The organism is Brenneria nigrifluens DSM 30175 = ATCC 13028 (assembly GCF_005484965.1).
Lineage (GTDB): Bacteria > Pseudomonadota > Gammaproteobacteria > Enterobacterales > Enterobacteriaceae > Brenneria > Brenneria nigrifluens.
Genome location: NZ_CP034036.1, coordinates 20769 through 33578, shown reverse-complemented (window position 1 = coordinate 33578; position 12810 = coordinate 20769). Strand labels below are relative to the sequence as shown.

General features: G+C 59.0%; 10 protein-coding genes. 4 read left to right on the top strand and 6 right to left on the bottom strand.

The annotated features are described in order from the left end of the window. The first annotated feature begins 2 nt into the window (after nucleotides 1-2). The 4 genes from EH206_RS00145 to ssuD all read left to right on the top strand — a co-directional run bounded on the left by EH206_RS00145 (nucleotide 3) and on the right by ssuD (nucleotide 4869). Nucleotides 3-1766, top strand: coding sequence for an ABC transporter ATP-binding protein/permease (locus EH206_RS00145; protein ID WP_009110814.1), 1764 nt, complete (start codon nucleotides 3-5; stop codon nucleotides 1764-1766). Then, complete coding sequence (locus EH206_RS00140; RefSeq protein ID WP_009110813.1) at nucleotides 1763-2515, top strand: energy transducer TonB; 753 nt, start codon at nucleotides 1763-1765, stop codon at nucleotides 2513-2515. The genes EH206_RS00145 and EH206_RS00140 overlap by 4 nt, the downstream gene beginning before the upstream one ends. Nucleotides 2516-2680: 165 nt before the next feature. Then, the gene (locus EH206_RS00135) at nucleotides 2681-3685 is read left to right on the top strand and encodes a sulfonate ABC transporter substrate-binding protein (RefSeq protein WP_009110812.1); all 1005 of its coding nucleotides are present in this window, start codon (nucleotides 2681-2683) and stop codon (nucleotides 3683-3685) included. 41 nt (nucleotides 3686-3726) lie between these two features. Beyond that, nucleotides 3727-4869 carry an FMNH2-dependent alkanesulfonate monooxygenase gene (ssuD, locus tag EH206_RS00130; protein ID WP_009110811.1) on the top strand — a complete coding sequence of 381 codons (1143 nt, stop codon included), beginning with the start codon at nucleotides 3727-3729 and terminating at the stop codon, nucleotides 4867-4869. Nucleotides 4870-5015: 146 nt separating this feature from the next. Here the strand turns inward: ssuD and EH206_RS00125 are convergent, their stop codons facing one another. The 6 genes from EH206_RS00125 to EH206_RS00095 all read right to left on the bottom strand — a co-directional run bounded on the left by EH206_RS00125 (nucleotide 5016) and on the right by EH206_RS00095 (nucleotide 12802). Next, nucleotides 5016-6305, bottom strand: a complete 1290-nt coding sequence (locus tag EH206_RS00125) for an MFS transporter (RefSeq protein WP_009110810.1) — start codon at nucleotides 6303-6305, stop codon at nucleotides 5016-5018. 391 nt (nucleotides 6306-6696) lie between these two features. Next, the gene (gene dgoD / locus EH206_RS00120; protein ID WP_009110809.1) at nucleotides 6697-7845 is read right to left on the bottom strand and encodes a galactonate dehydratase; all 1149 of its coding nucleotides are present in this window, start codon (nucleotides 7843-7845) and stop codon (nucleotides 6697-6699) included. Further along, nucleotides 7842-8459, bottom strand: a complete 618-nt coding sequence (locus EH206_RS00115) for a 2-dehydro-3-deoxy-6-phosphogalactonate aldolase (RefSeq protein WP_009110808.1) — start codon at nucleotides 8457-8459, stop codon at nucleotides 7842-7844. Before EH206_RS00115 ends, dgoD begins: the two co-directional genes overlap by 4 nt. Then, nucleotides 8443-9339 carry a 2-dehydro-3-deoxygalactonokinase gene (locus EH206_RS00110; RefSeq protein WP_009110807.1) on the bottom strand — a complete coding sequence of 299 codons (897 nt, stop codon included), beginning with the start codon at nucleotides 9337-9339 and terminating at the stop codon, nucleotides 8443-8445. The genes EH206_RS00115 and EH206_RS00110 overlap by 17 nt, the downstream gene beginning before the upstream one ends. Continuing rightward, a complete protein-coding gene (locus tag EH206_RS00105; protein ID WP_009110806.1) occupies nucleotides 9336-10034 on the bottom strand; it encodes a FadR/GntR family transcriptional regulator in 699 nt (232 codons plus the stop codon). Before EH206_RS00105 ends, EH206_RS00110 begins: the two co-directional genes overlap by 4 nt. 968 nt (nucleotides 10035-11002) lie before the next feature. After that, nucleotides 11003-12802, bottom strand: coding sequence for an ABC transporter ATP-binding protein (locus tag EH206_RS00095; RefSeq protein ID WP_009110805.1), 1800 nt, complete (start codon nucleotides 12800-12802; stop codon nucleotides 11003-11005). Between the last annotated feature and the right edge of the window lie 8 nt (nucleotides 12803-12810).

Sequence of the window (12810 nt, the reverse complement as noted above, 5' to 3'; positions counted from 1 at the left end):
TAATGAACAAACCCATATCGACATCCATGCTGCTGGGCGCTTACTGGCGCTCGGAAGAGAAATGGTCGGCCATCGGCCTGCTGGCGCTGGTTATCCTGTTGAAGATGGGTACCGTCTATGCGGCGGTGGGGATCAGCAACTGGCAGCGAAATTTTTTCGATGCGCTGGTCGACCAGCGCCGCGAGGCGATCGGAACGCTGATGCTAACGCTGCTGTTGCTGGTCAGTATCGCGGTGCTGGCCAAGGCGTTCAGCGTCTGGTTCAGCCAACTGCTTATGCTGCGCTGGCGCAGCTGGCTGGTCGATGTGTTTTTACGACGCTGGCTGCGCCAGCGCGCCTACTACCGGCTGGAAAAAAGCGCGCAGGCCGATAACCCGGATCAGCGCATCGCGGAAGACCTGCGCCTGCTGGCGGAAAAAAGCCTGGAGCTGCTGCTGGAACTGATCACCAACGTCGCCAACGCCATCTCATTCTCGGTGATCCTGTGGGGGCTGTCGGGCACCTTGCCGCTGTCGCTGCTGGGTTTTGACGTCGAGATCCCCGGCTACATGCTGTGGGTGGGCATCGCCTATGCGCTGTTCGGCTCGTGGGTGATGGAAAAAATCGGCCGCCCGCTGGTCGGGCTGGGTTATCAGCAGCAGCGCTATGAAGCGGATTTCCGCTATCAGCTGATGCGCATGCGGGAAAATGCGGAGCAAATCGCTTTCTACCGCGGGGAAGAGGAGGAGAACCGGCGCTTTCGCGCCGCCTTTGGCGCCATTGCCCACAACTGGCGCGGACTGATGCTGTACTCAAAGCGGGTAGCGTTTACCGAGACGTTCTACATCGAGGCGGGCAGTTTCGTCTCTTACCTGTTCACCGTGCCGCGCTACTTCGCCGGTCAGCTAACCATCGGCGGCGTGATGCAGATGAACACCGCTTTCGCCCGGCTGCGCACCGCGCTTTCCTGGTTTCTGTTCAACTACCAGGATCTGGCGCTACTGCGCGCCGTGCTGCGACGGCTGCGCGAGTTTGACCAGCTATTGTCTCAGCAGGAGTCCAGCAACATCAGGGTGACGCCGGCGGCGGAACGCACCTTGCGCACTCGCGGCCTGTGCCTGCATCTGCCCAACGGCGCACCGCTGTGCGCCATACCCGATATCGCTATCTTCCCCGGCGAAAGCTGGGTGATCCGCGGCCATTCCGGCAGCGGCAAGAGTACGCTGCTGCGCGCGCTGGCGGGACTGTGGCCCCACGGACACGGCGAAATTTCCTTTCCCGCCGGCCATGCTCTATTCCTGCCGCAAAAGAGTTATCTGCCATCCGGGACGTTGCGGGACATTCTGAGCTATCCGGGCTCCGCTCTTGACGGCGAGCGCTGCCGCGACGCCATGATACGCGTGCGGCTGGCGCACTACCTGCCGCAGTTGGATAAGACCGACGCCTGGGAAAAACGCTTTTCGCCCGGCGAACAGCAGCGCCTGGCCTTCGCCCGCGTGCTGCTGCAACGCCCTGACTGCGTTTTCCTCGACGAAGCCACTTCCGCGTTGGATCAGGATACCGAAAGCCACCTGTATCGGTTGCTACGCGAAACGCTGCCCGAAACCACGGTGATTAGCATAACCCATCACGAAAATCTGGCGCACTGGCACAGCCATACCCTGCCGATCGCGCCCTGCGACCACCCCGTCGATGCCGCGGGCGAGCCCCCGCTTCAACAGGAAGAGACCTTCCCGCAGCGCGATACGCCATCAGAAACCCTCTCAGTCGTCAGGGCGCAACCATGAAGCATTTTTCCTCCACGTCAATAATCGGCGGCAAAGGCGAAAAGATCCTGATAGTCCTGCTGGCGGCGTCGCTGCATGCCCTGGTGATCTATTTACTGATTTCCTCGCCGTTATCAACGCCGACCATTCCCCAGTCCCCCCCCACGGTGACGCTTGAACTGGCGCTGGCCGCTGCCGCCGAGCCGACGCCCGACGCAGCGTCGAAGGCGGCCTCGCCGGCCGTCGAGGAACCGCCGGAACAAAACGCACCACCACCGGCGCCGGACAGCCTGGCAACGGCGCAGCCTGAACCCGTCGCGCCGCCGAAACCGCTGGAAAAGCGCCCGGAACCCAAACGGACTGCAACGGCCCGCCCCAAGCCGGCGCCGCAACGGACGCCGTCGCCCCCGGCGGACGCCCCCTCGGCTGGCGCGAGCGCAGCCCCAACATCCTCAAACCCGGCGACGGCGGCCGCGCCGACGGGAGTGCTCACGCCCGCTTCCGCCAGCGCCGCCCACTTGAACAACCCGGCGCCGCGCTATCCGGCGCTGGCGCTTAAACGCAAGTGGCAAGGAACCGTCACGCTGCGCGTACGCGTGCTGGCAAACGGTAAACCCGGCGAGATTCAAATTGTAAACAGCAGCCGCTACGACATGCTCGATCGGGCGGCCATCGCCGCGGTTCGCCAGTGGACGTTCGTTCCCGCGCAGCGCGACGGCGCGCCGCTGGATAGCTGGGCCAGCTTTCCCCTGAGTTTCAAATTGCAATAACGCGTTAGAGATTGCCACCGTTGCCGCGCGTGGCACTTTCTGTTTTTAACTATAAAAACCAGAAATTGAGATTTAAAAAAATCTCGCCGCGCCTGTTATGGTTATCCATTCGATGTTGCGCATTATCACTTTATTTTAATTTTTGGTTATAAGGGTACGCTGTTCATGATGAAGGACTCAACGATTATACCGGGTTCGGGATCCCCAGGACGACGCAGCACGTTTCTGTACTGCGCGTGCGCGGCAATCATTACCCTCGCCGCTCTGTTTACCGGCGGCGCCCACGCGCAGGACACGGCGCCGGAGCAGTTGCGCATCGGCTTTCAAAAAGGGTCCATCCCTCTGGTGCTGGCCAAATCCCATCAGCTGCTGGAGAAACGCTTTCCGCAGACCAGGATCAGCTGGATTGAATTTCCGGCCGGTCCGCAAATGCTGGAGGCGCTTAACGTCGGCAGTATCGATCTGGGCAGCACCGGCGATATTCCGCCTATTTTCGCCCAGGCCGCCAGGGCGGATCTGCTGTACGTCGGCGTCGAGCCGCCCAAACCCCTGGTCGAAGTGATTCTGGTGCGCGAAGATAGCCCGATCAACAGCGTCGCCGATCTGAAAGGGCGCAAAATCGCCTTCCAGAAAGGTTCCAGCGCGCATAATACGCTGCTGCAACTGTTGCAAAAGTCGGGTTTGGCGTTCAGCGATATTAAGCCGATCTACCTCACCCCGGCAGACGCCCGCGCCGCCTTTCAACAAGGCAATGTCGACGCCTGGACCATCTGGGACCCCTATTACTCCGCCGCGCTGGTCGAAGGCGGCGTCCGGGTGCTGGCCGACGGCACCGGCCTGAAAAAGACCGGATCTTTTTACCTGGCCGCCCGCCCTTATACCGAACAAAACGGCGCCTTTATCGGTCAGGTGCTGGAGGTATTGACCCAGGCCGATGCGCTGACGCAGAGCGATCGCGCGCAGAGCGTCACGCTGCTGGCGAACGCGGTCGGCCTGCCGGAAAAGGTGATTGAGACCGCGCTCAGCCACCGTCCGCCCTCCACCATCAAACCGCTGGATGCCGCCACGATCAAAGCCCAGCAATATACCGCCGACCTGTTTTACGAAAACCGGCTGCTGCCGGTGAAGGTCGATGTCGCGCAACGCGTCTGGCATCCCCATACGCACTAATTCCGGCGCTCGCACGCGATCGCCGCTCAGGAGATAACCCCATGAGCCTTAACGTATTCTGGTTTCTACCCACCCACGGCGACGGCCGCTACCTTGGCAGTTCAGAGGGCGCCCGCCATGTGGATTACGGCTATCTGCAACAGGTGGCGCAGGCCGCCGAGCAGCAGGGATTCGGCGGCGTGTTGCTGCCCACCGGCCGCTCCTGCGAAGATTCCTGGCTGGTTGCCGCCTCGCTGATCCCGGTGACGCAGCGGCTGAAATTTCTGGTGGCGCTGCGCCCCGGCGTCATCTCGCCGACCATTGCCGCGCGCCAGGCCGCCACGCTGGATCGGCTGTCGAACGGCCGGGCGCTGTTCAACCTGGTCACCGGCGGCGACCCGGAAGAGCTGGCCGCCGAAGGGGTGTTTCTCGATCATGACGAGCGTTACGAGGCGTCCGCCGAATTTACCCATATCTGGCGTCGGCTGCTGGAAGGGGAAACCGTCGACTTTGACGGCAAGCACCTTCAGGTGAAAAGCGCCAAACTGATTTATCCCGCGGTGCAGCAGCCGCGCCCGCCGCTCTATTTCGGCGGTTCGTCCGCGGCGGCGCAGGATCTGGCGGCCGATCAGGTCGATCTCTACCTGACCTGGGGCGAACCGCCCGCGCAGGTGAAGGAAAAACTGGACGAGGTGCGCGCCAAGGCGCAGGCCAAAGGGCGCCAGGTGCGATTCGGCATCCGCCTGCACGTGATCGTGCGGGAGACCACCGAGGAAGCCTGGCAGGCCGCCGATCGGCTGATTTCACATCTGGACGATGAGACCATCGCCGCCGCGCAGGCCGCCTTTGCCCGCTTCGACTCGGTCGGACAACAGCGGATGGCGGCGCTGCACGGCGGTAAAAAGGACAATCTGGAAATCAGCCCGAACCTGTGGGCCGGGGTGGGACTGGTGCGCGGCGGCGCCGGCACCGCGCTGGTGGGCGACGGCCCGACGGTGGCGGCGCGCATTCAGGAGTACGCCGATCTCGGCATCGATACCTTTATCCTTTCCGGCTATCCGCATCTGGAAGAGGCCTACCGGGTCGGCGAACTGCTGTTCCCGCATCTCGATCTGGCGCATCCCACGCCGCTGCGCTCGGTGGAAGCGTCCGGAGAAACCGTCGCCAATCGGTATATTCCGCCGCGGAAAGTTTCGCAGAGCTGAGGCGGGCGCCGGGGCGTTTGTTTACCGTCACCTGCGCCAACGGCGATGCACCGCGGTCATCTATAATTAACGGCCTCGCCGGATAATCAAAAAATTAAACGGACTTTCCTCCATCCGGAGGAAGTCCGTTTTTTTACGCTCGGGCGTTAGCCTACACGCTCAACGTCGCCCACCAGGAAGATGTAAGACAATGCCCCTATCAGGGCAACCACGGCAATGTAGGTTAATGCAGGAGCAAAACCATAATCCTGCGCCAGATAGCCGATAATCAGTGGTACGGTAATTCCGCCCAGGCCGCCCACAAAGTTGAATACGCCGCCGGTCAGACCAATCAGCCGAATCGGCGCCAGTGACGAAACCAACGACCAGGTGATGGAAGCAAATCCATTCCCAAAGAAGGCGACGGCCATCAGCATCGTAATCCAGATGGGATCGTTGGTGTAGTTGGCCCCCATGATGCAGGTTGAAATCAATAAGCCACAGATAATCGGCGTCTTACGGGCAAAACCGATCGACTTACCGCGACGTACCAGCCAGTCAGCCACAAATCCCGACAGCAAAACGCCGACAAACGCAGCCAGGAAGGGAACAACCGTCATAAAACCCGCCGTCAGGGCGCTGATATGCTTTTCCTGCGTCAAATAGTTAGGGAACCAGGTCAGGAAGAACCATAGCGTAGAGGTCACGGCAAACTGCCCGATATAGACGCCAACCAGCTTGCGGTTAAATACCAGTTTCCAGTCGGCCGCGGACAACGGCATGCGGGATTTTTTCTCGGAAGGCGCGTCGCCATCGACGATGCCGCCGCCCGCGGAAATATAGTCCAACTCCGCGCGGTTGATACCGCGGCTTTTTTTAGGGGGCTGATAAACAAAATGCCAGATTACCGCCCAGACAATACCGATCCCGCCGGTGATAATAAATACCCAATGCCAGCTCAGAAGCTCCTGAACCCAAATTAACAACGGCGTTAAAAATGCCAAACCGACAAACTGTCCGGAAGTATAAAACCCAACGGCAGACGCCCGCTCCTGCTCTGGAAACCAGCTGGTTACCATACGGTTATTGGTGGGAAACGCCGGCGCTTCAAATAATCCGGTGACCGCCCGTAAACCGATTAATGAAGCCAGCCCTGTGGCAAACCCCTGTAATAAAGTCGCAATCGACCAACCCATAATGGCAATAAAATATGTCAGCTTTGAGCCCACCCGATCAAGAAACCAGCCTCCCGGTATTTGACATAAGGTATATGTCCAGGCAAACGCAGAAAAAATATAACCCATTTGAGTCTTGCTAATGCCGAACTCTTCCTGAATATGCGCCGAAGCCACAGCCAGGTTCGCCCGGTCAACGTAACAAATCACTACCGTAATAAAAATCATCAGCAATGTGAGATAACGCCGTTTTGTAGGTCGGGCAGTTAATGTCATATCCATCTTATATTCCTGTTATCGCTATTTATTTTATAACGCTGACGATAGTGATTATCTGTCAGCCATTTTAAAGATATAAACAACACCAGCAGGTGGTTATGCTTTTTACATTACCCTTCGTTTTCCCCGAAATGCGTAATGGACGACCAGTGACAACAGTCCCTTGTGATTCCTGAAAATTTATCTTCTTATGATTTAATAAACCAATGAGATGAGAACGTGATAAACGAATTCATCCGCATCGTCTATTAATAAACAACACTTAAAAATCAAGCCCCCTGATTCAGGCCAGTTAAAATCTTTCAGATATAATAACTCTCGCAATATATATTGATATATTGAGCAAGATTTAAATTTTAACCGGCGCTAACCTCGGGGGATCCGACTTAAATAATTACCACTCCGCTACCGCGCCATCAGGATAACGCCATACCGGGTTACGCCAGTCAGGAGCGTTTTTGCTGCGCTCTATCACCAGCTCTTCATTAATTTCCACTCCCAGCCCTGGTTTATTTAACGGATAAAAGTGACCGTCCGTCATGGCGAAGTCATCTTTATTAATCACATAATCCAGCAGCTCCGCGCCTTTATTATAGTGAATACCCATACTCTGTTCCTGGAACACGGCGTTGCGGGCGACAAAATCAAGATGTAAACAGGCCGCCAGCGCAATCGGACCCAACGGGCAATGCGGGGCCAGCGCGACATCGTAAGCTTCCGCCATCGCCGCAATCTTGAAGCACTCGGTAATCCCGCCGGCGTGGGATAAATCAGGCTGAATAATCGCCAGCCCGCCGTCCGCCAGCACGCGTTTGAAGTCAAAACGGGAGAACATCCGTTCGCCTGCGGCAATAGGCAGATGCGTCTGCGCCGCCAGACGCGGATAATACTCCGCCTGCTCGGCCAGCACCGGTTCCTCAATAAACAGCGGGCGATAGGGCTCCAGCTCTTTGATCAGGATTTTCGCCATCGGCGCATCGACGCGGCCGTGGAAATCGAGGCCGAACTCAATGCTATTGCCAAACGCTTCGCGAATCTCGGCCACCACCGCCACGGCGGCGTCCACTTTACGTGAGTTATCGATGATGCCCATCTCTTCACAGCCGTTTAACTTGAAGGTATCGAAACCGATTTCAGTCAGCTTTTTAATACCGGCAATGACTTCGGAAGGGCGATCGCCGCCGACCCAACTGTAGGCTTTAATCTTGTCGCGCACCAGACCGCCCAGCAGTTGATAAACCGGAACGCCCAGCACCTTGCCCTTGATATCCCATAACGCCTGATCGATGCCGGCGATGGCGCTCATCAGAATCGGGCCGCCGCGGTAGAAGCCGGCGCGGTAAAGCACCTGCCAGATATCGTTTATGCGCGCCGGATCCTGACCAATCAGATAATCGGAAAGCTCATGCACGGCGGCCTCCACCGTGCGCGCCCGGCCTTCAATCACCGGTTCGCCCCAGCCGACAACACCTTCATCCGTTTCTATCTTCAAAAACATCCAGCGCGGCGGCAGCCGGTAGGTTGTGATTTTGGTAATTTTCATTGAACAGCATCCTTATAGGCTTTAACAAAAGCGTGAGCTTGTCGTGCAGTCACGTCGACGGACTGGCCGGCGCGGTAGAGATCGCTGCCCAGTCCCGCGCCGATACACCCGGCGCCAAGATAATCCGCCAGATTCTCCGGCGTAACGCCCCCGACGGCAAACACCGGGATCGCCGGCGGCAACACCGCTTTCAGCGCCTTGATGTAGCCCGGCCCGAAAGCGACGGAAGGAAATATTTTCAGCGCCTGCGCACCGGCATCCAGCGCATTAAACGCCTCCGTCGCCGTCGCGCAGCCCGGACAAACCGTCATGCCATAGTCGACCGCACGACGGATCACGGCGGGATTGATGTTGGGCGTCACCACCAGTTTGGCGCCGATCTTATGCAGTTCATCCACCTGTTCCGGCCGCAGCACCGTTCCCGCGCCGATCAGCGCCCGGCCGCCAAAATGTTCAACCGCCAGTTGAATGCTCTGATACGGCTGCGGCGAGTTCAGCGGAATTTCCACCGTGTCGAATCCGGCGTCCAGCAGCGCGGCGACGTGATCCAGCACCTCATCGGGCGTAATGCCGCGCAAAATGGCAATCAAGGGAAGACTAGTATTCCAGCTCATTGACAATACTCCTTATACCTGCCTGAAAAGCCCGATCGCCGTCCAGCGACTGAAAGCGCAGCCCGGCTTGGCGTAAGGCCGGCTGGTAACGCTCGGTGAGCGCCGGGCTACCGATAATGGTCACGCAAGTACCCGCGACGACCTGATATTGACGCTGCATCTGCGCCACCTCATTGCCGATCAGCACCCCGGAAAGCCAGTCGCTGACGGCGCTTTTTTCCAGCCGCCCCAGCACGTGCGCCGCTCGGGTTTCAAACAGGCAACGAATAATATTTTCCTCGGCGAATCCCTGCTCCAGCCCCTGCTGAAAAGCCTGGGGGGAAGGCCGCTGCTCGCCGATGCCGATGCCGATCAGCGACTGCTTTATCAGCAGGTGATGAAGTTCGCCGGTCATGACGGTGCGAAAATCGGTCACGGTGCTGCCATCGGTCAGCACCCACTTCGAATGCGTACCCGGCATCAGATAAAGCGCCGACGGACATTCGCGATAGGCGCCGATAAGTTGCGTTTCCTCTCCGCGCATCACGTTGCAGTTATCTTCCCGCTCAATGCTCAAACCGGGAACAATCCACGCCGCCAGCGGTTCCGCCGCGTCAACGCGCGTCAAGCGGCGCGCCACCTCCGTCAGCCGGGTCGGGCATGACAGGTAAGGCACCGACAGCCAGCCGGCGTTGCTGCCAATCATCCCGGCCATCACCACCGGCACGTCATGCCGCCGCCAGGGAGTGACTATTTGCTGAAAAACCTGTTGCGGCGTCCGACCGTTTAAACGCGTTACGCCGGCCTCGGACTGCGTCTTGTCGACGCAGGCGCCGTTCAGGTAAAGCCAGGCGCGCAGATTGGTGGAACCCCAGTCAATCGCGATATAGCTGTCGCTCATGTAATATCCTTTAACCGTTTCGTCGAGCTGGCGATCATCGACAAAGCCGCCCGCTCCGCTGCTTCAACATCCTGATGCCGGATGGCATCGTAGAGATCCTGGTGTTCGCGCAATGTGCGCGGCATGTTGTCGACGTCCGGCATGTAGGTACGTTCAAAAACCGCGCGTTGCAGCGAACTGATTGCCACGCTGAGCTGCTGTAAAACCGGGTTATGCACCGCTGCCAGCACCGCTTCATGAAAGCGGATGTCCGCCTCGTTAAACGCATCGCGATCCTGGTGATGGGCGATCATGTCGTTCAGCGCGGACTCAATCACCGCCAGCTCGCTCGACGTCGCCCGCTCGGCGGCCCAGCGGGCGATCGTCGGTTCAACCAGATTACGCACCTCGCTCATGGCGCCGATCAGCCGCGGGTCATAATCGCTGGCTAACACCCATTGCAGAACCTCCGTATCCAGATAGTTCCACTGGCTGCGCGGCGCCACAAACGCGCCGCGATAGCGCTTCACGTCCACCAGCCGCTTCGCCATCAGCGCCCTGAGCACTTCCCGAATGATATTGCGCGACGTCTGAAACTCTTCGCACAGTTCCGTTTCAGCCGGCAACGGCGCTCCCGGCGCATATTTCCCCCCGACAATCTGCTGACCAACGACCAGAATGATGCGGTCGGTTTTGCTTAGTTCGTGCTTATTCATCGTCACCTCAACGGAATGGAAACAGGTAGCCAGTAATGCCCTTACTTTACCTGCCGCGCCGTTGGGCGTCCTCGAAGTGTTGCACAATAACCGCCAAATTTGCTTCTGCTTGAGATTAATTGTAGTACCATTTATATATCTAGTACTACAATCTGGATCACAAAACGGACAATTTAACAAACTGGCAATAAATTTATAAGGAAGATGGTTACAAGGCGGGGATAGTGAGAGAACGGGGTGACGACCGCTGTTTGCAAAGCGCTTTGCACTATGCCGTTCGGCGCACGGCCATACGTTGAAAAACGGAGATAATCTCCGTTCAGTTTGCTAACAAACCTGCGTGGTTTAACCCCACCCCAACCCTCCCCTTCGCAGGGGAGGGAGCTCGCACCTCCCCCTGGCAAGGGCTGTCTCTTAGTCACATATACTGTTAACGGTATATGTGAGTTCAGCGCTATTTCGTGCGCTAGAAGGCCGTCATTTCTATGCTATGTCACAGCACGCGCCCGACGCAGGGTGGTTCAAGCGCCACCACCCTCCGGACCCGGGCTGTGGCTGAAATCACGTCGCTGACGCGATGCCTTCGGCGGTCGCCCCCTTTCCCGAACCGCCAGTGACGGAATACTCGTCTCATCCCTGAGACTCGCCCTACCGGGCCAGCGCAAGCGCTGTTCAAAAACGCTCCCGGCGTTTTTGTCCGACGCGGCACTGGCTTGCGCCGCTTCCCTGCGGCGCATTCGCGGGGGCGTCCACCTCAGCGTGATTTCTTACGCCGACGAAAAGCAAAAAACAAAGAACCAAGAACCAAGAACCAAGAACCAAGAATGAACCCAAGACCAGAATACACATGGCCTCTAGAGGTTCCTTGGATTTGTGTATAAGAGACAGGGCAAGGGGGAGGCTGGGGGGGCGTTAATAACAGCGTACCGTACTTTGTCAATGCTCTGCGCGGAGATACGCTCCGTTATTCACAGCTGCACAAAATGGCCGGGGGAGACCTCGCGGTAGCGCCGCGGCGGAGGGACGAAATCGGGGGGACGCACCGGGCTTTTCAGTTCATCGCTCATTGCGGCGCGCACCGGTCGGGTGTCGGGATCGGGGATCGGCACCGCCGCAATCAGGCGGCGGGTGTACTCATGCTGCGGGTTGTCGAAGATGGCGGCGCGCGGGCCGATCTCGACGATCTCCCCGAGATACATCACCGCCACGCGGTGGCTTATGCGTTCCACCACCGCCATATCATGGGAAATAAACAGGAAAGCAAGCCCCAGCTGCTGCTGTAAATCCAGCATCAGATTGATCACCTGGGCCTTGACGGACACGTCAAGCGCCGATACCGACTCGTCGGCGATAATAACCTTCGGCTCCAGCGCCAGCGCTCTGGCGATGCATACCCGCTGCCGCTGCCCGCCGGAAAACTGATGCGGAAAACGCTCGGCCATCCAGCCGGGCAGCCCCACCTGTTCCAGCAGGGCCGCGACACGGGCGCGCACGGTTTTCGCCTCGGCCAGTCCGTGAACCAGCATCGGTTCGGCAATGGCGTCGCCGACGCGCATTCGCGGGTTGAGGCTTTCGTAAGGGTCCTGAAACACCATCTGGATCTGCCGTCGGCGGTCGGACAGGTGATGTTTATCCGCATGCAGGATATCCTGCCCGGCAACCAGAATTTCCCCGCTGCTGGCCTCGGCCAGCCGGATAATCGACCGCCCGGCGGTGGATTTTCCGCAGCCCGACTCCCCCACCAGCGCCAGCGTTTCGCCGGGGCGCAGATCGAAAGAGACGTTTTCCACCGCGTGCACCCGCCCGGACAGCCGGCGGAAAAAACCGGCGCGGATATCAAAGCGGGTCACCAGGTTCTTCACCGCCAGTACCGGCTGGTCGCCGCCAACGGTGTCGACCGTCTGCGGGTTCGGCTGCGCCTCGCCGGTCTGGCGATCCACCAGCGGGAAACGCTGCGGCAGGTCGCTGCCCGACATGGCCCCCAGGCGGGGAACGGCGGACAGCAACATGCGGGTGTAAGGATGTTGCGGATGATGAAAAATTTCTCTGGTGGCGGCGTTTTCCACCATTTCCCCCTGATACATCACCAGCGTGCGATCGGACACTTCGGCCACCACGCCCATATCATGGGTGATAAACAGCACCGACATCCCCTCTTCTTCCTGAAGGGTTTTAATCAGCGTCAGTATCTGCGCCTGTATGGTGACGTCCAGCGCCGTGGTCGGCTCATCGGCGATCAGCAGTTGCGGATTACAGGCCAGCGCGATGGCGATCACCACCCGCTGCCGCATGCCGCCGGAAAAACTTTGCGGATACTCATTCAGCCGCGAGCGGGCGCCGGGAATGCGCACTTTTTCCAGCAGACGAATCGCCTCGGCCCGCGCCTGCGCGTTGTTCATTCCCCGGTGGCGACGCAGCACCTCGGTAATCTGGTAGCCAATCGGCAGCACCGGATTAAGGCTGGTCATCGGCTCCTGGAAAATCATCCCGATGCGGTTTCCGCGAATCGCCTGCATCTCGCGCGCTGAAAGGGAGAGCAGCTCCGCGTCGCCGAAATGGATCGCCCCGCTCACCCGGCTTTGCCCGGCGGGCAGCAGGCGCATGATAGATTTCGCCATCACGCTTTTCCCCGAACCGGACTCCCCCACCACGGCGACGGTCTCGCGCGCGCCGATGGTGAAAGAGAGATCGCGCACCACGTTCATCCACTCGCCCTTCTCCTGAAAGGCGGTGGTCAGATGCGATACCGACATAATTGGCGACGTCATGTTGTCCC